Below are 24203 nucleotides of genomic sequence, written 5' to 3'. Positions count from 1 at the left end.
CCTTACTTTTTTAACAGTTTATCTATTTGCAAAATTTGATATTCGTAATAATTGCGCGTCTTCGCATCTCCCGTCGCTCTTTTCTGCTTGTAGAGAGCTACCACTTTTTTCAGTTGACTAAGCATAAGTGGCTCCAGCAAGTTGGGCGACAAGGCTGGTAAACCGTAGTTAATGCGCATGAAAGAATATTCTGCTTCTGTGTGGCTGCATGGCAGAGAGGGCAGGCAAATGTTGTCATCCGTCAACTTCTCTTGGAGCAATGACAGTCCTTTCTTTTTAGAAGCGTCGCTGTCCAATCCAGCACTCTTCTTGAAAAGTGAGATAATGGAAGCCTGCAAATTAATGTCCGATTCAGAAAGAGCCTTACCCTTCAATGTGTTTTGAAATATCTCATTGAAAGCGTCGTTCATATATTGTCCGAGACTATAATTCTTGTTCGGATTAACTTTATAACCCTCGCTCACCCTGAACAACGTGGTAGCGCCATAGATCCCACCAGCCAACGATTTTTGTAGCTTCATATTTACAGTGGACGGCAAATCCAATTTCACTAACAACGATTGCGGAGACAACCACGAGTTGTATGTGAGTGCTTGATTCACCAACCACTTCATAGCCTTGCGTTGTGTAACCTTGTCCACATAGGTCTTGGCACCTTTTTGGTTGTCGCCTTGTCTAATCTCATGGAAACAAACACCACCCAAATATGGTATGACATGATGAAGATGTCTTGAGTATTGAGACACCACCTCTTTGTACATTGCAGTCACGTCATCATAGCTCTTACCCTTCTCAAAGGTCCATTTCTCAAGGTTTTTCACGATAATTTTTAAGTTGCTGATGGCATAATTACCAGCCTTGATATGGTCATTACCCAAGTCTTCCGACTGTGCAGTAGGGTCAACAGTTCCCATAAATTGCTGAGCGCCAAACTCAAACATAGGATTTCCCTTCTTCGCATCTATCCAAGCCTCCAATGTTTTTTTCTCCGCCTCTGGCGTGTCAGCGCCTTTAATCAATCGATACCCCCAGTTGATGGCATAAATATCAGCCACGCCCAATACGGGTGGCGTAAGTTTTACACCACGCTCCAAATCACCGGGTTGTGCAACGAAGTTGTTGCGAGCATAATCCATGATACTTGGCGTAGTGCCGTATTTTTGTGTGAACGAGGGGCTGCGCAATGAATCCACAGGAAATGCGTAACTTGCACCCATGTTATGCATTAGGCCAAGGGTGTGTCCCACTTCGTGGGCGGCAACGTAACGCATGGACTCTTGCATGAGGTCATCATCAAAAACAGCCTTATGTGTGCGTGCGTCGACAGCGGCAGTTTGGACAAATCGCCAATCGTGCAACAACGACACCACATTGTGATACCATATCACATCAGCAGTCAATATCTCTCCCGTGCGCGGGTCAACATAGCTCGGACCCATAGCATTGGCAATGTCGGTAACAGCATATTTCACACAATTGTAGCGCATGTCATCGGGGTCGAAGTTGGGATCATCCTTAGGATAGTCTAAGGCCTTTACCACATTCTTGAAACCCGCAGCCTCAAAAGCTTTGTTCCAATCCTCGATACCTTGTCGAACAGTGGCGCGCCATTTTTCGGGGAAAGCCGTGTCCACATAGTAAACAATTTGTTGTTTGGGTTCAACAAGTTCACCGTTATAATATTTTTCCCATTCCCCATCCTTGGGTTCCAACCGCCACCTATTAATATAGGTCTCTGTCTCTATATTATCTTTGTTCGAAGAATAAATGTTCTTTTCTGTGTCGAAGAAACCTACGCGTTTGTCTTTTAGACGCATACGCATGGGCTTATCAGGTGCCAAGAACAGTGAGCGGTGCATCTCCACTGTGTATGGCATGTCCTTGTCTGTCAAATTGTAAGACAGCACAGTCTTAATCTCCACATTCTTAGGAAAAGCTTTCACTTCGGTGATACCCGATGCATCAGCGACGAAAGTTCCTTTGAGCGATTTTTTTCCACCAAGAAGAATAGACAGGGGGTTGTCCTTCTTTATCGGACTAATACATCTTTCATTACCACCAAAGAAGCTCGTTACCTCAATGAGCACGTTTTTGTCCTTTTGTCCAACTATCTTGAACGCCTTTAAGACTGGATCAGCAAAGTTAGAACGAAATGCCACAGCTATCGGATCGTCTTTCGCCACCACATTATCATTTTGAACCAAGTGCATGTACACACGCGTGCTGTCCTTGGTGAAACGCAGCAACATGGGGTACGTAACCATCTGTCCAGCCACATAGTCGCTGGTGTTGCTGGTCTTTGAAATACGATTGGACAATATATAGAAGTGCGAGAACACCGAATCTGGCATTTCAAAATACAACTTCCCATCCTTTTTCTGATAGGTATTGAACATTCCTTTGCACACCTTGGCGTCCTTGATAGCTTTGTTATAATCTTCTATCCCACCCGTTTCCTTGGGTTTATCGGTCAACACCTTGAGTGCATCAGTCTTCTTCTTGTCTTTTTTCTTGGCAAGTGTAGGATTGGGGAACATCATTCCCATCAAAAAAAGAATCATCAAAAATTTTCTCATAGTAGCATTTTTAATTATTAATATTGTTTACAGTTCTTAAAATTGCCGCTCTCCATCAATACCCTAAACACGGTGTCCCAACTCGTCCTACATAGGGAGTGCGATTCATGAACATGGCGATTTCTTTTCTATAATTTTGCAAATATATAGATTTTTTGCCTATTCTTTATCTTTTCTTCAAAATTTGTAACGAAAACTATCATTTTAACATATAAGCAGATGCTTATTTCTGCGACAAACTCTTTGCTCAAGCAAAAATTATTTGCTACATGAATAGAAGTCGCCCCTGCACATACCTCAACTTTCATAGCGCATTGCAAGTTGGTAACTGCTGAAGTAAAACCATCATCATAGAAAAATGGTCGTGAGATTTTGCATTTGTTTCCCCTAAATTGTCTAATACTTTTCGTACTTTTGTTGCCAAAACTATCAAGATGCAAATACTACTCTCTTGCGCAAAGGACATGGCTGATGCTGCACCAAACTTGGCTTTATCAACCACGCTGCCACAGTTTCAGCAAGAAGCTGAGCAAACGTCGGTGTACTTAATGAAATATAGCACCACTGAATTGTCGGAGATGTTACAAATCAATCCCCAATTGGCTTCACTCAACAAGCTCCGTTATACGCATTTTTTAGAACCTTCGCCCACCCTACCCGCTATTCTTGCTTACAACGGAATCGTATATAAGAGGTTGGATGCAGCATCGATGGCGGTTCAACAACTTCAATATGCCGACCAACATTTGTGGCTCACTTCGTTTCTCTATGGACTACTACGCCCTCTCAATGGCATTAAGAACTATCGACTGGAGGGGTGCGTTCAGCTTCCCGAATACGACAACCAAACGATGTTTGATTTTTGGAAGCCACGCCTCACACAACTCCTCATTGATGCCGTTCGTGCTGACGACGGTGTGCTGCTGAATTTGGCGAGTGCGGAAATGAAGAAAATGTTTGATTGGAAGCGCATCAAGCAATCGGTTCGCATCATAGAACCCGCCTTCAAAGTGCGAAAAAATGGGAAGCTGAAGACCATTGTAGTGTACACTAAGATGTGCCGTGGCGGTTTAGCACGTCATGCTATTATACATCATGCCCACACTGTCGATGCCCTCAAAGCCTTTGAATACGAAGGATTTGTGTATAATGAGCAAGAGAGCAAGGGCGATGAGCTGGTATTTGTCCTCTAATCGTTTGACTAATTTGCACTATGTGGACATCTTTTTGTTGCATTAAAGATGATTTTTATCTTACACTAAGAAGCACAAAAACACGCCTGTTTTGTCCGAAAATTTCAAAATTTTAAAGTTGCAAAATAGAGAAAAAACGGAGATGAAAATGGGATAAAATCTCCATTTTAAGTGCTGAAAATACATAAAGCATTGAGATAACACTCCTATATATCGCAGATAAGAGTCTTAGAGTATGTAGATTGAGCGGTTAACTACATGCTTCAACGCCATTATAGCATTGCTTCAACAAACGAAAGGATATACTATTTTTAGTAAAGTCGTTGATTATCAGCCAACTATAAAATTCGCATATTTCCGACCAAAGAGACACTTGGTTGTAAAAACGCGCGTATTTTGAACGAATGTCCTAATTTTTCAACATTTTTATTTGCTTTATTTTCATCACATCATGGGCGTGTAAAGATGGTAAATGATTTGCAAAAGTGCCATTTTTTTCCTACTTTTGCAAGTTGAGTAAATCTACCTATACAGAAAAGTTCATGAGCAAAGAGACAAACCAACAAGACGATATAGAATTAGAAGACGACGAATTGACTACCGACCAGCATTCTGACTACCAACCAGCCGACCGATTTGATGCTTCGGCAGTGCACCATTTGAGTGGGATGTACAAGAATTGGTTTTTGGATTACGCCTCGTATGTCATCTTAGAGCGTGCCGTTCCACACATAGAGGACGGACTAAAACCTGTGCAACGACGCATTCTGCACTCCATGAAGCGCATGGATGATGGACGATACAATAAGGTTGCCAACATTGTGGGGCATACCATGCAGTTTCATCCTCACGGAGATGCTTCTATTGGCGATGCGTTGGTGCAAATGGGACAAAAGGATTTACTCATTGACACGCAGGGTAACTGGGGAAATATCTTGACAGGTGACCGTGCTGCTGCACCACGTTACATTGAAGCTCGACTGTCTAAGTTTGCCCTTGATGTTGTTTTTAACCCTAAAACGACCGACTGGCAACTCAGTTATGACGGCAGAAACAAAGAACCTATCACACTACCAGCCAAGTTTCCATTGCTCCTCACACAGGGTGCCGAGGGCATTGCGGTAGGTTTGAGTTCGAAGATACTACCTCACAATCTCAATGAAATCTGCCAAGCCGCTATTCACTATTTGAAAGGCGAACCCTTTACATTGTATCCAGACTTTCCTACGGGTGGCAGCATTGACGTAGAAAAATACAACGACGGACAACGAGGAGGAACGCTAAAAGTACGTGCCAAGATTGAAAAGTTAGACAATAAGACGCTGGTAATCAAGGAAATTCCATTTAGCAAGACAACGACAACGCTCATTGACTCTATTCTCAAAGCCATTGACAAGGGAAAAATAAAAGCCAGGAAAGTAGACGACAACACAGCTGCCGAAGTGGAGATACAAGTTCATCTGTCGCCGGGAATTAGTAGCGACAAAACAATTGATGCCCTATATGCTTTCTCCGATTGCGAAATCAATATATCACCCAACTGCTGTGTGATAGAAGATAATAAGCCCGTGTTTTTAACTGTGAGCGATGTGTTGCGCCACAGCGTAGATAGCACCATGGGATTGCTGCGCAAGGAATTGGAAATTAGACGCAACGAACTATTAGAACAATTATTTTTTGCTTCGCTTGAGAAGATATTTATCGAAGAACGTATCTACAAAGATAAGAAATTTGAAGAAGCCAAAGATATAGATGCGGCTGTGGCACACGTGGATGACCGATTGGAACCCTTTAAGCCGCATTTCATCAGAGAGGTAACACGCGACGACATCTTGCGACTGTTGGAAATCAAGATGCACCGCATCCTAAAGTTCAACAAAGACAAAGCAAATGATTTCATTGTACGTACCAAAGCCGAAATTAAAGAAATAGACCACGACTTGGCACACATGACCGATGTAACCATCAATTGGTTTGAATTTATCCAAACCAAATATGGCAAAGAGCATCCACGACTTACAGAGATACGCAGCTTTGACACCATTGAAGCCACGAAGGTGGTAGAAGCCAATGAAAAGCTATACATCAACCGACAAGAAGGGTTTGTAGGAACAGGACTGAAAAAGGACGAGTTTGTATGTAACTGTTCGGACATTGACGACATCATTATTTTTTATCGTGACGGTAAGTACAAAATCATAAGGGTAGCAGACAAGATATTTGTGGGCAAGAATGTGATTCATGTTCAGGTGTTCAAGAAAAACGACAAGCGTACCACTTACAACGTTGTTTACAAGGACGGCAAAAGCGGAATATATTTCATCAAGCGTTTTAATGTTACCAATTTCACTCGTGACAAAGAGTACGACTTGACTCAGGGTAAGCCCAATTCCAGAATAGTATATTTTACTGCCAATCCAAACGGAGAAGCTGAAGTGATAAAGATAACGTTAGAGCCTGATCCTTCCAAGCCAAGACAAAACATCTTCATCGAAAAAGATTTCTCTGACATCATGATTAAATCGCGCAGTGCCAAAGGAAATATTGTTTCCAAGAAGCCTATTCACCGAATAGGACTAAAGAGTCATGGGCACAGTACACTGGGCGGTAGAAAGGTATGGTTCGACCCTGATGTAAATCGCATTAACTATGAGGAACACGGACGCTATTTAGGTGAGTTCAACGATGATGACTCTATCTTGGTGGTGCTTGACAACGGGGAATTCTACATCACCGACTTCGATGCCAACAATCACTATGATGACAATATCCAAATCATAGAGAAATGGGACGATGCGAAGGTATGGACAGCCGTGCTGTTTGATGCAGACAACCAAAACTATCCGTATGTAAAGCGCTTTACAATGGAGGCAATGAAGAAAAAGCAAAACTACTTAGGAGAGAATCCAAACAACAAATTGGTTTTACTTACCGAAGTTGCCTATCCTCGCTTGCTACTTACCTTTGGAGGTAATGATTCCTCACGTCCCAGCCAAGAGATAGACGTTGAGGAGTTTATTGCCGTAAAAGGCTTTAAGGCAAAAGGAAAGCGTCTTACTACTTGGGAAATAGACCAAATAGAAGAACTCGAACCAACACGCCAACCTGTAGTTGAGCAAGATGACGAGCCAGAAGAAGACGCCAATGATGATGAAGAAGAAGAAAATCTTGACCCTGATGCTGGAAAGAGTCAGCAACAAGTGATTGACGAAATAACGGGGCAACTAAGTTTGTTTAACGATGAGGAACTGGCTCCTAAATAAGATAAGCGTGAGGGGAATAGCAGTCGCTTTCATCTTGATGGGCGGAGTGACAAGCACAATAGCGCAAGAAGAGAGGGCAATACCCCAACGTATCACGACAAAAAGCGATATGATAGGCTATGGACAAGCGTCTTTGTTGGACACTTATCTGTCTGCCGAAACATATACGGGGTATCGCATTGACTACCTTTCACACATCATGCGAACAAAAGAAGAGAGTCACTGGATGCAACTGAAAATTCATCAAGGCAACTTCACTTACGCCAAAAATCGGGCAAAGAACGCTTACGAAATGGAAGGAATGTACCAGTTTGAATATGGTGTCTTTTACCAATGGCAGCTCTTTGAAAAGCATTTACAGTTGATGACGGGTGGAAAAATGAACCTTCATGCAGGCGCACTCTATAATGGAAGGAACGGGAATAATCCGATGCAAGCCAAGTTAGGAATCAATATCGCTCCCGCTCTCATCCTTTCCTACGCATTAAAAATACAAAAAGTTCCATTACAATTACGCTATGAATTATCTACTCCTATCGTAGGAATGATGTTCTCGCCTAATTACGGACAGTCTTATTACGAGATTTTTTCAAGGGGCGACTACGACCACAACATCGTTTGTACCCATTTAGGAAACGCACCTGCTTTGAAACAGTTGGTTACACTTGACTTTACACTTTGGAAGACAACTTTCAGAGTGGGTTATTTGGGAGATTACCAACAAGCAAACGTGAACAACTTGAAGTATCACTCCTATTCAAACGCTCTCGTAATAGGCTTAGTGAAGAAATTTACACTCACACATATCCTACCATGAAAAAACTCTTATGCATACTCGTCGTAAGTCTGGGACTATGTAGTTGCACGCAGAACGAAGTGTTTGAAGATACCCCACAAGGCAATTTAGAAGCCCTATGGAAAATTTTAGATGAGCATTATTGCTTCTTCGAAGAGAAAGGAATCGACTGGTATGCTATCTATCAACGATACGCTCACCAAATGAATCAACGGCTCACGGAGTACCAACAGTTTCAAATTATGGCTAAAATGCTTGCCGAACTCAAAGATGGACATGTGAATCTTTACGCAAGCTTTGATCATGGACGGTATTGGAAATGGCATGAAGACTATCCAAAGAATTTTGATGAAACACTTATTGATCACTATATCGGCACCGACTATCGCATCACGGCTGGCATGAGGTATTGCATTTTAGACGATCACGTGGGATACATCTCTTGTCGTTCGTTTGAGGGAGCTATTGGATCGGGCAACTTGGACAACATTTTATTCTATTTAGCACCTTGCAATGGACTCATTATAGATATTAGAGGAAATGGCGGTGGGATGTTAACTTCTGCAGAACAGTTAGCAAGTCGCTTTACCAATGAGGATTTATTGGTTGGCTACATACAACACAAAACAGGCAAAGGGCATCAAGATTTTTCAAGGATGCGTGAACAAATTTTACACCCTGCCAAAGGTGTTAGGTGGCAAAAGAAAGTGATTGTGCTAACCAATCGGGAGGTTTTTAGTGCAGCCAACGAATTTGTTAAATACATGAAGGCTTGTCCACAAGTGACAATAGTAGGAGATAAGACTGGTGGAGGAGCAGGACTTCCTTTTTCGAGCGAGCTACCGAATGGGTGGGGAGTAAGATTCTCTGCATGTCCTATATTTGACGCCAACAAGAAAAGTACAGAATTTGGTATAGCCCCCGACCACGTTGTCATGATGAAAAAGACGGACACCTTAAAAGGCGAAGACACGCTTATTGAGTTTGCACGAAAGCTATTATCAAGTACTCACGTTTCAACAACAACGAAATAGCGAGATGTCATACCATTATCTTCACTGTTATTGCTAACCCAAAAGTATCATCAACAGCATGAAACAACTATTCACTCTCTTTCATCAATGGTTAAAAAGCATGTCCTTTCGGACAGGTGTCATCGTATTGGGCATGTGCATTCCTTTTTACATTCTTTCCTTTGCACAAATGTTATTGCCAATAAGCGCAACTGCCAAAGGTGTTTGGTGGACAATACTCTTTGGTTTGGCTAAAACCTGTCAGTATAGTGGGCTTACTATCATCGGAGTGGAAGGGTGGAAAAGGCTGAAGAAAAAGTTACAACTTGAGAAGAAGTCTCCTAAAAGAGGAACTTCTGAAGAATAAAACAACATTTTTCGAGCAAACAAGATTATTTTATAAAATTATTGATTAACTTTGCAACCGCAATGTTTTTTGCGCCCGTGGCGAAATTGGTAGACGCGCTAGACTTAGGATCTAGTGTTTTGCGACGTGTAGGTTCGAGTCCTATCGGGCGCACCACAAAACTTCCGAAATGCTGTAGCGATGAATCTACAATATTTCGGAAGTTTTTTTAGATTGTATAGACGGGAGTGCTGAAGATGTTCGCAATCCTATCAAGAGCGGTCGTCAACTAATCGGATGCCATCTGGTTGAATATTAATCAGCCGACGTTTATACAAGTCACCAACAGCCTTTTTATACGTTTTCTTGCTCACCTGAAAACGTTGTTTGATGAGTTCGGCATCGCTCTTATCCCCCAACTCACAATATCCACCATGCGAACGGAGATATTGCAACAACTCTTCTGCAAAGTTCTCTGTTTGTTTCTGCCCAAACGGTTGCAACGTTACATCAATCTTTCCGTCTTCACGCACCATAGAAATGTACGCTTTTAGCCGATCACCAGTATGTACTGGTCGAAATATCTGATTGCTATAAATAAGTCCGCCATAACGATTGTTGATGATCACCTTAAAGCCCAAATCTGTTTTTTGCCACACCAAGATATCTACCTCTTCTCCACTCTTATACGAAGGTGTGTCGGAAGAGAGAAAATGTTCCACCTTCGCAGAAGAAACAATTCGATAACTTTCCTCGTCCACATAGACATAAACAATGTATTGATGCCCTATCTCCATGCGTTTCTTCTGTTCACGAAAGGGACAAAACAAGTCTTTCATCAAGCCCCAGTTCAAGAACGCTCCATACTCATTGACCCATGAACACGACAAGAACGCAAACTCACCAACCTTAGCTAAAGGAGTTTCGGTGGTTGCTACCAACCGTTCATCTTGATCTAAATAGACAAAGACATCTAAGGCATCGCCAACCGTATAATGTGCTGGCACATAACGTTTCGGCAACAATATTTCGCCTTCATCCCCACCATCAAGATATAAACCAAATTCCACCTCTCTTAATATCACTAAACGATTGTAATCGCCGAGGCGAACCCATGAGTGTTCGGGTGCATGGGCTTGTTCAAGCACTTCTTCTCCCGTATGGTCTTTATGCTGTTTTTGTTGATTGTATTTCATTATTCAATTGGATATTTAGATAGAAGATTCTTGTGAATGCTCCTAAGAATGACGTGTATCATCTTCAGAGCATTGAGCGGAAGGTTGACATTGCGCATCATTTTCTGCTTGGCATGGCGTAGTCTGGATAAGCCTACCGTCTTTCATGTGGATGGTGCGGTCGGTGATGGACGCCAAGCCCTCGTCATGTGTCACAATAACAAAGGTTTGCCCAAACTCTTTACGCAAATCAAAAAACAACTGATGCAGCTCTGTCTTGTTCTTAGAATCCAAACTACCACTGGGTTCATCTGCCAATATCACGGCTGGATGGTTCACCAATGCTCGTGCCACTGCCACACGCTGCTTCTCACCTCCTGACAATTCATTGGGTTTATGACGAGCACGATCCAACAGTCCCATATATTGGAGTAGCTCTTGGGCACGCTGCTTTGTTTCAACTTGGCTTTTACCTGCAATCAATGAAGGAATCATGACATTCTCGAGTGCAGTGAACTCGGGCAATAATTGATGGAATTGAAATACGAAACCAATGTGTTGATTTCTAAAATCACTTAGTTTTTTGGAAGATAACTGGTCTACTCTAACGCCATCTACCATGATTTGTCCTTGGTCTGCTTGGTCTAATGTACCCATTATCTGAAGCAAAGTCGTCTTGCCAGCACCACTCGGTCCCACAATACTCACAACTTCTCCTTTGTTGATGTGCAAATCAATGCCTTTTAATACTTGGAGATGACCAAACGACTTTGTAACGCCTTGTATATCTATCATATCTTTTTTGTTTTTTCAATTTTATTCTTTATCCATCCTCCAACAACGTCATACGCTGAACGTTCTTCTTGATGTTGGGATTGAGAGTAAGTCATATCGCCCTCTACAGCCTCATATTGATCGGGGAAAACAATGAGAATCGTTTTTCCTGAAAAGTTCTGTCGTATCTCTTCTGCCAATTCCTCTAATGCATTTTTATAAGAAACGGTGCCTTTGCGCGCTGTAATAACCACAAACATGTGATCGTCAGCAATCGTAGAAGCCAACTGCGGAAACTGATTCCAGTGTTCCATGTCCTTAAATGCCGCTCTCACCACAGGATGTTTCTCTTGTATATATGCACTTATCAACGCCAATGTGTCTTGTCTGCCATGGAACTCTATTCGACAATCTAAATGCGTCGCCATACGCAAAAGGCGTTCCAACCACCGGTAGAAGCCAGGTTCAAATTGAGCTCTCGAAGGTACTGCCACCACAATACGGCGGAGTGTGTTGAGGGGTTGCATCAGTCTTGCCATGATAATCTGACAATTCAATCCGTTAAACAAACTTTGATGAAATTGTCCCCAGAACTTCTTTGAAACCTCAGCGTGCGTGTGCATCCCAATAATAATCTCATTTGCGTGGAACTCTTGGAAAGCATGCTTGATGCCATTGGCGATATTCACGGCTATTCTCACCTGCGACTGTACTTGCACATCCGACCCTGCCGCATAACGTGTAACTTGTTCTAATAAATGTTTGCCTTTTTCCTGATTCACTCGCATTTGCTCATCTTCATACACCACGTTAATAGCCGTGAGTGGTCTGTTGAGCTTTCGACTTTTCATCAAGATTGCCAAACCAATGAGTTGTTCTGCATAATTGGGATATTTTATAGGAACAAGGATATGCTCATCGTCGAGAGACGCCTCTTCATCCGATGCAATTTGCTGATCACGCAATGTTATTTTCTGGGCAGAACGCTCTGTGATTAACGAAGAAATGATACAGGTGAGCAGTATCATCAGCACCACACTGTTGAGAATTTCATCATTCACAAGAAACTCTCCTGGTGCCAGTTCTATCCTCATCCCTACCATCACCATGGCGATAGCACCTGCGGCATGCGCCGAAGTCAATCCAAACATCATTGTTCCCGAAGAGAGTGGAAGCTGAAAACGATGGCTCGCAAGGTAGGCAGCTAACATTTTTCCAACGGTTCCCACAAAGGTTATCACCAATAGAAAGAATACTACTTGTCCGCCTGCAAAGAGGATTCGCAAATTGATGAGCATCCCCACCCCTATCAAGAAGTAAGGAATAAACAGCGCATTGCCTATAAACTCTATCCTGTTCATCAGTGGAGAAACGGCTGGTATATAACGGTTCAGTATCAAACCTGCAAAAAAAGCGCCAAATATACCTTCAAAACCAACGGCTTCACTCAGGGCTGCACTCATGAACATCATCGCCATTACAAACACATACTGCATCACCGCATCACTATAGCGACGCAGAAAGTAACGTGTAAATCGAGGAATCAAAAGAATCATGGCGGCACAATAGAGGGTAAATTTCAACGTGAGCAGCAACCAAAATCCCACATCCGACCCACTTTCAGCAGAAGAGACAATGCCTGCCAACAGCACTAACGCTAACAACAGCGACAGCATAGTGGCACCGACACTCAGCATCACACTGGGTTTGCGCTGTAATCCATATCGGCTTACTATGGGATAAGCAATAAGAGTATTGGAAGACATGATGCACCCCAACAGCAACGAAGCCTGTGCGGAGAAATGTAAAAGGTAAACACATGAAAAATAAACCAGCACAAGGGGTACTGCAAAGGTAAGAAGACCGAACGCCAACATACGATATTTGTTCTTCTTCACCCCCTCCATCTCCATTTCGAGCGATGCCAAGAACATGATGTAATACAGCCCTACTTTGCCAAACAATTCGAACGAGTTGTCACGAACCAAGATATTTAGTCCATACTTCCCTAACACAACGCCCGCCAACACCATGCCAATGATATGGGGAATACGCAATTTTCCCATGATTATCGGTGCCAAGAGTATGACCGATAATACTACTAAAAACACCAAAGTGGGGTCCGTAATGGGGAAATATGCTGATATCATGCGGTTAGTTATTTTTACACATCAAAGGTAGCGCAAGCCGAAGACAGAGAAAATTTATTTTCTTTGTTAAGGCGCAGCCTACCTTATGCAAAAAGAGTACGAGCCGAACGCAATCAGGCAAGCCTGAAATTGCTAAGGCGAAGTCTCTTTTATGCAAAGGTGGCGCAAGCCGAAGACAGAGAAAGTTTACTTTCTCTGTTGAGGCGTAGCCTACCTTATGCAAATGTAGATAAATTTTCCGAATTATAAGCGAGTGGAAGAAAGAAAGAGTTTTTTCTTTGAGAGCAGAATCAACAAAAGCACTTTCCAAATAGCATTTTTGTCCTGTTAATTTACCAAAAAACGGCCATCCAAAATCTTCAAAATAGAAAAAACCAATAGGCAAACGACATGCAAAAATGGGCTGATTTTGCCAAAATTGATGCCTTTTCAAGTTGGAACATCGACTTAACGCACTTAGAAACACTCTTTAGAGGTGTTATTCACATACTTCAACGACCTTAAAGCATGCAAATAGCAACCTTATCTTAATGCTTCAGTCGCCAAAAAGTGGTGAAAAGACGAAAGAAAGGAAACTGTTTAAGCGTAACACACGCAACAACAACGAGTTATGAAAGTTGCTCATAATTTGCGTATTTGCGACCCACATTGCCGTTGGTTGTTTTCACGCGAGTTTTGAGAGGCACTTTGTAAAGAAAATTCAGCATTAATTCTTCTTTCTTCCAATGTACCTTCAATTTTACAGAAACTATATTTTTGATATTTTTCATAGTAAGAATATCACTCTTCAATAAAAGAACCAGCATAACTTAAAGAAAAAAGCATTTTCTTTATTCTACAGGCTTATAAATCACAGTTTTTATGTAAATTTGTCGGGTACTATGTACATAAGAGAAGTTGGAGCTTTGCTCAGTTTTAATAAAAATAGATACGACAATGAAAGTAGCAATAGTAGGCGCAAGTGGCGCAGTAGGTCAGGAGTTTTTACGCATCTTGGAAGAACGTAATTTCCCTATCGACGATTTAGTGCTGTTCGGCTCTGAACGCAGCGCAGGTAAGACATACAACTTTAAGGGTAAAGACTACACGGTGAAACGTCTTCAGCACAACGATGATTTCAAAGGTGTCGATTTTGCCTTTACCTCGGCTGGTGGTGGCATTTCTAAAGAGTTTGCCGAGACCATCACAAAACATGGAGCCATTATGATTGACAACTCCAGTGCATTTCGCATGGATAAGGACGTGCCGTTGGTAGTACCCGAGGTGAACGCTGAAGATGCGCTCAATCGTCCACGCAACATTATTGCCAATCCCAACTGCACGACCATTATGATGGTGGTGGTACTGAAACCCATTGAGCAACTAAGTCACATCAAACGGGTTCGCATTTCCTCCTACCAAAGCGCAAGTGGAGCTGGAGCGGCAGCCATGGCAGAAGTACAGCAACAGTATAAAGAGTTAGTGGAAACGGGCGAGGTGAAAACCATTCAGAAATTTCCACATCAGTTGGCATACAATGTCATCCCGCAAATAGATGTGTTCACAGAGAACGGTTACACCAAGGAAGAGATGAAAATGTTTAACGAGACGCAAAAAATCATGCATTCGGACATCAAGACGAGTGCCACTTGCGTACGTGTGTCTTCGCTTCGTTCGCACTCTGAATCAGTATGGATAGAAACCGAAAAGTCACTTGATGTTGAAGAGGTGCGCAAAGCTATAGCTGCTGCACCGGGTTGTAAGGTAAAGGATAACCCTAATGCAGGACTTTACCCCATGCCTTTGGAATCAGCAGGACACGATGACATCTATGTTGGTCGCATCCGTAAAGACTTGGCAGACGACAACAGTATCACGCTATGGCTAACAGGCGATCAGATTCGCAAGGGTGCTGCACTGAATGCTGTGCAAATTGCAGAATATTTAATCAAAAAGGAGAGATAAACGAACCAGCCTTTCTCCTTTTTTCAATACTTTCACTGAAAGCTCATTGGTATAACCACAAATCTAAAGCTCAGTGAAATATCTTACTATTGCAACGGAATTTCATGAAACGGCACAAATATACTGTGCAAATCCGTGAAATTCCGTTGCAATTAACTTTATGCTTTCACTGCGATGCACTCTACTTCTACCAAAGCTTCCTTAGGGAGTGTGCGGACAGCAACAGCAGAGCGAGCTGGATAAGGTTCTGCAAAGAACTCTGCATACACTTCGTTCATGGCACCAAAGTTGGCCATATCGGATAGATACACCGTTGTCTTGATTACTTTGGACAAGTCTAACCCAGCCGCTTTTAATACCGCTTGAGCATTAAGTATGGACTGACGTGTTTGCTCCTTGATACCACCCTCGGGGAACTTTCCTGTTGAAGGGTCTATTGGTAATTGACCAGATGCGAAAACAAAACCGTTGGCTTCGATAGCCTGACTGTAAGGTCCAACAGCTGCTGGAGCCTTTTCTGAATGTACTGATTTCATTATGTTGTGTTTTATAGGATGATGATGCAAATTTAATCATAAAATCTGAATCATGCAAAAAAGAGAGCCCAACATGATGAGCTCTCTTTTTAATGCAACTTTATATCGTAAGTATTATTCTGCGATACAAATCGTAACGCGGTTTTTATTGTTTACAGCAAATGGTTGTACTCTTGAACCCTTTGAATCTGAAATAATGCGATCGGCAGGGATATTGTACTTCTCCTTTAAGGTCTTCACTACGATTTGAGCACGAAGACGAGCCAAGCGGTCGTTAATTCTATTGTTACCAGTACCAGCGTCAGCATAACCTGTAACAGATACCTTTGCGTTAGGGTTGGCATTGAGGTAGTCGACCATTTCTTGTATCTTACCTGCTTCTGAATTACGAATCTTAGCAGAGTTAATCAAGAAGAATACATCACGACGGAAAGGTTCTACTTTCTTTTCAACCACTTCTTCTTTAACCTCAGGTGCTGGAGTTGGAGCAGGTGTAGGCTCTACATACTCTTGAACAGGAGCTGGCTCGGGTGCAGGAGCTTCAACCTTCTTATAGGTCTTTCCCAAGTTGATACGGAATCCAGCCAAAGCATTGAAGTACCAGTCTGGATTGTCGGCTTTCTTGGAGTTGTACTTGTCACTCAAGATGTTAGCATTACCCTCTACCAAGAAGCTAACAGCATCGCTCAAGCGGAAAGCTAATTCAACACCACCACGACCATAGGGCTGTACTTTAGTACCATCCCATAAATTCTGCAACTGATAGTTGTCTAAATTCTTCAAGGTCTTGGCAATGCCATTCACCTCATCATTTTTCCATGCGATGTTAGCACCACCGCCTAAGAAAGCTGTTACGTTGAATACGCGGTTGGGATTCCAGCCACAGAATAAATTTGATAAATTAAACATCAAATCTAAACCTGGAGCCACATAATTAAATTTATAGTCAGCAGTGTATGGATTACCAGTACGAGCCAACTCATAACCGTTCCAGCCTCCCTTGCTCTGCCAGCCATTGGCTTGCAAACGCAATGCAAAGACAGGTGAGAACTGATAACCAAGACCCAACTGTACATTTGGAGACAACAATTTGTCAAACTTAGCTTCGCCAAGTGTGTACTGTGCACCACCCTGAAGATTCAGGAAAGCATGTTTCTTAAACTGATACTCGTTGTTGTTTACATCAGTATAAGTAGCTTGTGCAAAAGCGGTGGCAGCGCTCATAGACAACAGAGCAACAGCCATGAAAGTTTTCTTAAACTTTTTCATAATTATTGTATTTAGATAAAATTAATAATTCATCACAGGCCTGATCAAGGCTCCGTATTCCCTAGACAGACTGCTTACATAGAAACCGCTACTGGCTAAAGACAGGGCATAGGCAGTGCTCTTGCTCGTGTCCTTATAAGTAAAAATTCGGTCAGTCCAATATTTTCCAAAAGAATCGGTACCAGCAACTGAAGTTCCATTGTTATAACCACCAGCAGGCAGGAAGATATGATTCTTCACATTTTTCTTGTTCGTAATCAGATAACCAGAGACTCCATCCTGGAATGTCCACTCCAGTGTGCAATTGTTCTTTAGTTCACCCACCTCGTCATCGGTTGGCATTCGCCATGTTCCGCCCCACAATACACGGGCAGCATCAAACTTGCTCCCAGCAATGTGGCTCACGGAAACGGAGTCGGTGAACGCTCCAGTCATAGTATCATATCCGGCAGTGTAACTTTTCCTGGTGTACTCGGTCTTGTCACTGATTTCAGCCCAAGCGAAATACTTACCTGCATCTGAAGCCTTAACAGCACCTATGTTACGGTCGGACCACATGACAGACACGCCCAAATCAACTGCTTTTCCAGCCGTAGGAGATGGTGGCTCGGGGTTAGGGCCTGGTTCTGGATTTGGATTTGGCGTAGGATCAGTTCCTGGATTAGGTGTCGGATCGGGTGTGTAGTTTTCGCCTGGTTCGTCATAAATGGCACGGACAGGAATCAGGATAGTCTTCAAACTCAACTCTATTTCAACATAATTCTTTCCTAAGAGCTGAGCATACTTGGCTGAGTTTGGGCTGTTGTCGGCTAACTCTGACGACCAATAATAGGCGTCGTCACCAATACCGTGCGATGAATTATCTGACCTTCTCCAGCCTGCACGTGGGAAGAAAATTTGCTTGCCATTGTTGGAAACAATCCACCCCTCGATGCCCTTGTCGTTGTAATTTGGAGTATACGACCAAGTGCATTTCTCTAATTCCTTTAACTCCTTGGTTGTAGGCAGTCGCCATTTACCACCCCACTGCGCACGTGCAATGTCATACTTGGTTCCACCAATGTCTTTAGTGGTCAATCCCTTGGCGTATTCAGTGACATCATTCGAGAACAACTCGCCCGTTGGATCACCCCAGCCAAAGTAACCTCCATAATCGGCCTCGGTCTTAGCGCCCATGTTCCACTTTGCCCATTTGACCGACAACCCCAAGTCTACAATCTCAGGCTCTGGGAATTTGGGTTGTGTGGTAAATTGCAACTTTTCACCATAAACGTAATCACTCCCAACTAAAGCATAAGCTTGATAATAATAAGTGGTTCGCTGAGATAAATCTGTGAGGACAAACGTTTTGGTATTTCCTTCAGGTATGGTTGTATCTGAAACCTTAGGTCCTTTGATAGGATCTAAATCAACAGGATTTTTAGCATAGCAAACACCGTACTCTTTTACCTGGTCAAGACCTCCTGAAAGAGAAACGTTAACATTAGCAGTTTGATAGGTTACCTCTGCAGCTGGGGCGGTTACAGCATATACAGCTTGTACATACTTTCCATAAACGGGTCGCACGCTACAACCTACGTAACGTTTCAAAGCTGTTTGCAGCTTGTCGGTATCTGTAAACTTCAAGGCAACAGCGTTGGTCTTATCGGTATCCAAGATACCAGACCAATAGTAACCAGCAATGCCTTCCTCGGCCATGATGGCTCCGGTACGCGAACCCGTGACAGGGATGAAAATGGAATTAGTATTTCCTGGCTTCTGACTGGCAACTTGGTAACCAGATACGCCATTCTTTGTGGTCCATGTCCATGTACAGTGGTCTATCAACTCTTCTATTTCGTCAGTTGATGGCAATCGCCATAGGTCGCCCCACTTCTGCTTGGCAATGTCATACTTGCTCATGATGATATTGCCCAGCGGATGCTCAACGGGGAAGTATTTCAAATTGACGGACCTGTTGGTACCTGTCACGTCACCCCATCCTACCAAATAACCTCTCTCTGTTTCGCTGCTGGCACCTAAATTAAAGTCTGCCCATTGCACGGAGAGCCCTAAGTCAACAGGCTTGGCTTTTGCGGGAACAACAAGAGGATCTGCCTCTTTGAATGTGATGCTATCCACCTCCCATGTAAACCAGTCAAAGGTTTTGTCAAGTGTGTGTACATAAACCTTCTGCTGAGCTTGCACCTGAAAGAATGAGGCGAAAAGCAATAATATAGTTAGTATTCTTTGTTTCATCGTTTGGTTACTTTGAATGAATGATTGTTACAACGAATAATGTATATGCCCTTTGGATAAGCCGCTAAATCAACTTTGATGGAGTTAACTTGTCTTTCAACATTAAGCGACATCATCTTACCATCCAAAGCAAATACACGAATCGCAGTGTTTCCTTTGAGTCCGTCAATCTGAACAGTGTGCCCATCAAGATAAGTAAAAGTCATCTCATTTGCTTGAACATCTTGCGGTAAGGTCACATCTGTAGTATATTCTTCAAAATATATTTTTTGAACGTCTTTGTATTCTGCACTAAAGTCGGACGAAACTATTTTGATTCCGTCTGGCCAGAAAGTAACAACAGGACGCTCTGTCAAGTGAAATTTATACAAATCACCTGATTTCATCTGAACCATCAGCACATCATCTTCGTTACTTGCCATGGAAGGTGAAGTCACCATACACAGCAACAACACAAGCATGGCAAAAATTCTTAATCTTCTCATGCTCTATTCATTTATCTATTACTCCTACTCATATAACATGTCCTTTAATGGTTATCACCACAGGCTGTGGTTGCCCATTGGTATAAATAGCCACTTTTTTTAATATTGGACCAGGAAAGAAAGGAGTTAAATCCACTCTAATTTTAATTTTATCGCCCGAACGGTGCTTATATGCATCCTTCGGATACTGAACAGTTGTGCAGTCGCAATCGGTCTTAATATCATTAATTATCAATTCCCCTCCACCTTTATTTGTAAAAGGAGCGAGTATAGTCTGCACTCGATGTTCGCTGTCCAAGTTACCTAAATCGTATTGCTGCGTTTTGAGCTGAAGCTCAGGCTTACCTGTTGCACACGATAGTGTAGTACAACATACTATAAGCAACAGCCATGCGAATAGGTTACTGGTTTTCTTTATATTTATCATAAACGCTTTCTACGCCATCAGCGTATTCATCCAACAACGTAAGATACCATTTCCCGTCTTTTAACACAGGATTCAAACAAAAAGTTGTAACACCTTTCTCTTCTTCAATACTACCGTTAGGCATAATTTGTACTGACACCTGCACCTCGTTGTTCTTATCACTTCGTAAAATAATACCCTTCACAGCGCAATCGTAGATGGGCATATGCGAATAGGCATCAATATATTTCTGTTTCATTTCTTCAGACAATGGCAAGATACTATCATTTCGCAAAGTATACAGCATACTGGCTGTAACTCGGAAGTTCTTGTTCTTGAAATTCTCCACATAGTTATCTACTAATGTCTTTATCTCAGATGAGTCTTTGCTAGAATAATCCATCGAGGCTGGTCGTAAATACTCCGAACGCAATGGGTCTTTCTTTTTGCCAGACTTACATCCAACAAATGTCAATGTCATGCAAAGCATGCATATTGTAAATATCTTTAATTTCATAAAGTCAATTTAAGAAAAAAAGGGAAGGAGTAAATTACCCCTCCCCTTCTAATATGATGATCTAATCGTTAATTAGAACTTTTTTGCGTTATTGGCAGTCTTCTTCACTGTAATAGTTACATTCTCAGTGATATAACCCCAGATGTACTTCACAGTTACAGGAATCTTAATCTTGAACTCCTGAACAGTAGCACTCAAGTTCTTGTAGGTCAGTGTACCACCATCAGCTGCGGTGTAAACGAAGTCAATGTTCTTAGTAACATCGCCTAATGGAACGAACGTATTAGGATTGCTCTGACCCAAGTTGGTCAACACATTAGGATTGAGACTAATAGACTGTCCGTCTTTAATGCCTTCAATAGACACACCCGTTACTCCATAGTACTTCTCGTATTCACCACCGATACCAGCAGCTTGGTTTTTGTTCCAAGCATCACGCCAGTCGGTGAACTTCAAGAGGTCAACAGCCTTGATCTTCTGCATTTCTACATAGCTTGCATCAACAATTTCCTTGTTGGCATTCTCAGCATTGATTGGACGGAGGAAGCGAACGTCGAACGTATTCTTAGTTAGCGGCAATTCCTTAGCACATCCATTCTGAGCCTTGATACCGATAATAGCCTTCACTACGTCGTTAGCCAATGAGTTATGATCCTTGTAGTTCAGCAACGCATGAGCATAATCATTGTGCTGGTAAGCAATCATCGTCTCACTTGGATCTTCAGGACTGGTAAGAGTTGCAACAGGATTCTTAGCCTGATTACCCTTAATCTGGGCATTCAAGGTCTTACCATCGTCAGACACTGACATTACATAAGTCTTGCCGTCAATACCCATGTATTCCTTGCCTGTGTTTGCAGCATCGAATACGAGACTGAGCTTCAGTTTAGCAGCTGCATACTCTTTACCTTCAGTAAGGTCTTTAACAACGTTTATCAAACTTGCACCAATCTTATTGCCCTTGAATACGTCGCCAAATGTGGTCACCATCTTATCGGCTGTTCCGTTAGGATTATCCTCAGGAGTCAAAGTATTACTGTGAATCTCAGCAGTTCCAGGTTTAGAAGTATTAGCTGTATACCAGTAGTTAGAGATGATGTTGTCAGCCAACTTCACTTCACCAGCAGGAGTAGAATCAGTACCTGTGCGCTTGCCTGTCTTGAAGGTAACGAATACATCAGGATACTTAGACTTGTCCTTAGACTCGTACTTCACGGCAATTTCTACATTAGCCTTCTTCTCTGTAACGAAGAGTTTCTTAGCCTCAGCAGCTGTCAACTTCCAGCCTAAGATACTGGTCAGTGTTCCGTCCTCAGGAGAAGTTTCGTTTCTTGTATAAGCCTGTCCGATAGGCTCAGCCATCTTCTCAAATGTCTTACCATTGTCACTCAACTTATACTGCTGCAAATTACCATTCGTTAAATCCTTTACAGGAGAAGTACCATAGTTAGCTTCGAATTCTTCACGAGTAATACCTAACATGTGGTACAAATCGTACTCTGTCTGGATCCACTTTGTCTCGTACTTCCACTCTGTTGCAGGATCTGTACATTCACCATTGTATGAGTAGTTATAATCAGGTCCTTGATAATCAACATGCTTATCTGGTTCAACTGTAGCAGGAGTCTTCTTCTCTGTAATCTTGATACGGATATAACCATAATCAAGCACTTTACCATCCTTGTCAAGCAAAGATACGCGTACCAGTGGTGTACGACCAATGGTAGGACGAGCTTGCTCAGCTCCGTAAGCTTGTTGCTTCCCTACATGAGCCTTGTCATATTCAGGCATCTGTGGACGGAATGTGTAACCGTCTTTAGGATTGATAGCAGCGTGAGCAGACTCAGAAGTCTCGTTAGATCCTAAGTAAAGTGCGGTAATCTCGAACTTATACTTCATGCCATTAGCTTCCAGCTCATCGGCTGTCATCAATCTGGTGACACCCTTTGCATTCTTATAATGTACTTCTACAAGCTTGCGAAGATCCAAAGTCTCATTGTAGTTAACAGAATCCTGAGGACCGAACTTGCCACTTACAGCTGCTTCAAATGCATGCTGCATCAAGAGCTGGTGATGTTTGTGATCTTTGTCAAGACCACCCAGTACAGACTTATTAGGACTTTCAACACCTAAGAAAGGAACATCGTCTCCTGCACGGTGAGCCAACTTCAGGTCAGAAATAGACTCAGCATATAAAGTAGCATAATCAGAGGTAATGGTTCTTTCAGCCAAGTTTTGATCCTTATTCAAGGCCATACCAGGAAGTGTCACCTGTGTAGCAAAGACTGTAACCATTTCGTTTTCCTTAACAGACTTAATCTTTTCAGGATTTGTTACGTCCAAGTTAACCTTTAACATGCCGCCTTCAACATTCCAGCTTGCAACAGACAGGCCAGCTTCAGCAGCAGCACGAGTATTCTCATACTCCTTATCGCCAGAGAGAACATTAACCTTAGCAGCAGCTGGATCTATAACAGCTGTTGAAGGATTCATGTGGTAGTTTGCTACAAAAGCAAGCACTCTTGAACCATCCTTTGCTTCATAACGCTCAGCCTTGTCATAACCCTTGGTTTCTTTCACGTTCCAAGCAACAGGAGACAGCGTGTAAGCGTTAAACTTCAAGGTTTGAATCTTGGCAGCCTCGATACCCCAGTAATATGAATCCGGAGCGAAGACGATACTGCGAAGCTCTGTAGGCAGCAATACGTTCAACACGTTAACGTTTGTACTTACCGCATCAATCTTATCAGACAATGACTTAGCATCAGCCTTGAGCTGGGCGATTTCTTCAGACAATTTCTTATCCAAAGCTTTCGTAGCCTCTTCGATCTTGTCATAAATCTTCTTGATGTCAGACTCTGACAAGCCTTGCTTCTCAAGAGCCTCTAAACGAGTCTTGTAGCCTTCAAGAGCATCTTTTTGCTCTTGAATATCAGACTTGATACCCTCTTGCGCTGTCTGCACGTCGTCAAGACCAGCCTTCAGTTCTTTGATTTGTTTCAAAGGCTCAACAAGACTGCTTTCTACAGCAGCTACCTTTCCAGCCAATTCTTTCAGGTCAGCTTCGCTTGCCTTACCTTTCAAGGCTTCGTTTACTTTAGCTAAAGCTTCTTCAGCTGTCTTTACACGTGCCTCTAAGCCAGATACATCAGCAGCAAGCTTGGTAATCTGCTTTGCCTGATCTGCATCAGCTGTCTGCAGCTTGGTAATAGACTCTTGCAGTTGTGCATCTTTGGCTTCCAACTGCTTCTGCAAGTTGGCGAGTTCACTCTGCAATTCTGTTTTTACAGTCTTGAGTGGAGTCAATGCATCAATCTGTGTTTGCAGATTGTTGATGTCATCATCGTAGTCCTTACAAGATGTAAACGTACTCATAGAAGCTGTTACTAAAGCTCCCATTAGCAGCGTACTTAAAAATTTCTTTCTCATACGATATAAAATTAAATAGTGTTTACTGAATAATGTATAACTCTCTGATATTTAAGTTTATATAACTTTATTTCTTCGTTTGTTTAACTAGAA

Annotated in this window: 17 protein-coding genes and 1 tRNA gene; 7 read left to right on the top strand and 11 right to left on the bottom strand. The window is 42.4% G+C overall.

Going from position 1 to position 24203, the window contains the following annotated elements; genetic code table 11:
- Positions 1–2: 2 nt before the first annotated feature.
- Positions 3–2576, bottom strand: a complete 2574-nt coding sequence (locus DEM91_RS05525; protein WP_249858251.1) for a zinc-dependent metalloprotease — start codon at positions 2574–2576, stop codon at positions 3–5.
- 434 nt (positions 2577–3010) lie between these two features.
- On the opposite strand from DEM91_RS05525, the gene DEM91_RS05520 reads away from it, so the two are divergent.
- The 6 genes from DEM91_RS05520 (at position 3011) to DEM91_RS05495 (ending at position 9364) form a co-directional block, all read left to right on the top strand.
- Positions 3011–3769, top strand: a complete 759-nt coding sequence (locus DEM91_RS05520; protein ID WP_249858250.1) for a YaaA family protein — start codon at positions 3011–3013, stop codon at positions 3767–3769.
- A 542-nt stretch (positions 3770–4311) separates the two neighbouring features.
- Positions 4312–7032 (top strand): DNA gyrase/topoisomerase IV subunit A, encoded by a 2721-nt coding sequence (locus DEM91_RS05515; RefSeq protein ID WP_103003737.1) that lies wholly within the window; start codon positions 4312–4314, stop codon positions 7030–7032.
- A gap of 7 nt (positions 7033–7039) precedes the next feature.
- Positions 7040–7849, top strand: coding sequence for a DUF3316 domain-containing protein (locus DEM91_RS05510; protein WP_249858249.1), 810 nt, complete (start codon positions 7040–7042; stop codon positions 7847–7849).
- Positions 7846–8862, top strand: a complete 1017-nt coding sequence (locus tag DEM91_RS05505; RefSeq protein ID WP_249858248.1) for a S41 family peptidase — start codon at positions 7846–7848, stop codon at positions 8860–8862. Before DEM91_RS05510 ends, DEM91_RS05505 begins: the two co-directional genes overlap by 4 nt.
- Positions 8863–8920: 58 nt before the next feature.
- The gene (locus DEM91_RS05500) at positions 8921–9208 is read left to right on the top strand and encodes a hypothetical protein (RefSeq protein WP_195254081.1); all 288 of its coding nucleotides are present in this window, start codon (positions 8921–8923) and stop codon (positions 9206–9208) included.
- A 71-nt stretch (positions 9209–9279) separates the two neighbouring features.
- Positions 9280–9364: transfer RNA gene (locus DEM91_RS05495), tRNA-Leu, on the top strand.
- 95 nt (positions 9365–9459) lie between these two features.
- Here the strand turns inward: DEM91_RS05495 and DEM91_RS05490 are convergent.
- From DEM91_RS05490 to DEM91_RS05480, 3 genes are read right to left on the bottom strand one after another with little or no spacing between them, the layout of a single operon-like run.
- Positions 9460–10383 carry a S1 RNA-binding domain-containing protein gene (locus DEM91_RS05490; protein WP_249858247.1) on the bottom strand — a complete coding sequence of 308 codons (924 nt, stop codon included), beginning with the start codon at positions 10381–10383 and terminating at the stop codon, positions 9460–9462.
- Between the two features lie 42 nt (positions 10384–10425).
- Positions 10426–11157: an ABC transporter ATP-binding protein gene (locus tag DEM91_RS05485; RefSeq protein WP_249858246.1), complete on the bottom strand. Its 732-nt coding sequence runs from the start codon at positions 11155–11157 to the stop codon at positions 10426–10428.
- On the bottom strand, positions 11154–13286 hold the full coding sequence (locus DEM91_RS05480) for a cation:proton antiporter (RefSeq protein ID WP_249858245.1): 2133 nt from the start codon (positions 13284–13286) through the stop codon (positions 11154–11156). The genes DEM91_RS05485 and DEM91_RS05480 overlap by 4 nt, the downstream gene beginning before the upstream one ends.
- Before the next feature lie 936 nt (positions 13287–14222).
- On the opposite strand from DEM91_RS05480, the gene DEM91_RS05475 reads away from it, so the two are divergent.
- Complete coding sequence (locus tag DEM91_RS05475; RefSeq protein WP_249858244.1) at positions 14223–15230, top strand: aspartate-semialdehyde dehydrogenase; 1008 nt, start codon at positions 14223–14225, stop codon at positions 15228–15230.
- A 158-nt stretch (positions 15231–15388) separates the two neighbouring features.
- On the opposite strand, the gene DEM91_RS05470 is transcribed toward DEM91_RS05475, so the two are convergent.
- The 7 genes from DEM91_RS05470 to DEM91_RS05440 form a co-directional block, all read right to left on the bottom strand.
- Positions 15389–15766, bottom strand: a complete 378-nt coding sequence (locus DEM91_RS05470; RefSeq protein ID WP_008124457.1) for a RidA family protein — start codon at positions 15764–15766, stop codon at positions 15389–15391.
- A 114-nt stretch (positions 15767–15880) separates the two neighbouring features.
- Positions 15881–17035, bottom strand: a complete 1155-nt coding sequence (locus DEM91_RS05465; RefSeq protein WP_249858243.1) for an OmpA family protein — start codon at positions 17033–17035, stop codon at positions 15881–15883.
- A 21-nt stretch (positions 17036–17056) separates the two neighbouring features.
- Entirely contained in the window at positions 17057–19273 is a 2217-nt protein-coding gene (locus DEM91_RS05460; protein WP_195253384.1) for a hypothetical protein, read from the bottom strand.
- On the bottom strand, positions 19270–19758 hold the full coding sequence (locus tag DEM91_RS05455) for a T9SS type A sorting domain-containing protein (RefSeq protein ID WP_195253382.1): 489 nt from the start codon (positions 19756–19758) through the stop codon (positions 19270–19272). The genes DEM91_RS05460 and DEM91_RS05455 overlap by 4 nt, the downstream gene beginning before the upstream one ends.
- A 28-nt stretch (positions 19759–19786) precedes the next feature.
- On the bottom strand, positions 19787–20185 hold the full coding sequence (locus DEM91_RS05450) for a DUF1573 domain-containing protein (protein ID WP_249858242.1): 399 nt from the start codon (positions 20183–20185) through the stop codon (positions 19787–19789).
- On the bottom strand, positions 20160–20645 hold the full coding sequence (locus DEM91_RS05445) for a hypothetical protein (RefSeq protein ID WP_195253378.1): 486 nt from the start codon (positions 20643–20645) through the stop codon (positions 20160–20162). The genes DEM91_RS05450 and DEM91_RS05445 overlap by 26 nt, the downstream gene beginning before the upstream one ends.
- A gap of 108 nt (positions 20646–20753) precedes the next feature.
- Positions 20754–24110, bottom strand: coding sequence for a hypothetical protein (locus tag DEM91_RS05440; RefSeq protein WP_195253377.1), 3357 nt, complete (start codon positions 24108–24110; stop codon positions 20754–20756).
- Positions 24111–24203 lie beyond the last annotated feature (93 nt).

This window comes from Prevotella sp. TCVGH (assembly GCF_023522295.1).
GTDB lineage: Bacteria > Bacteroidota > Bacteroidia > Bacteroidales > Bacteroidaceae > Prevotella > Prevotella timonensis.
This window is presented reverse-complemented; position numbering and strand designations above follow the sequence as displayed.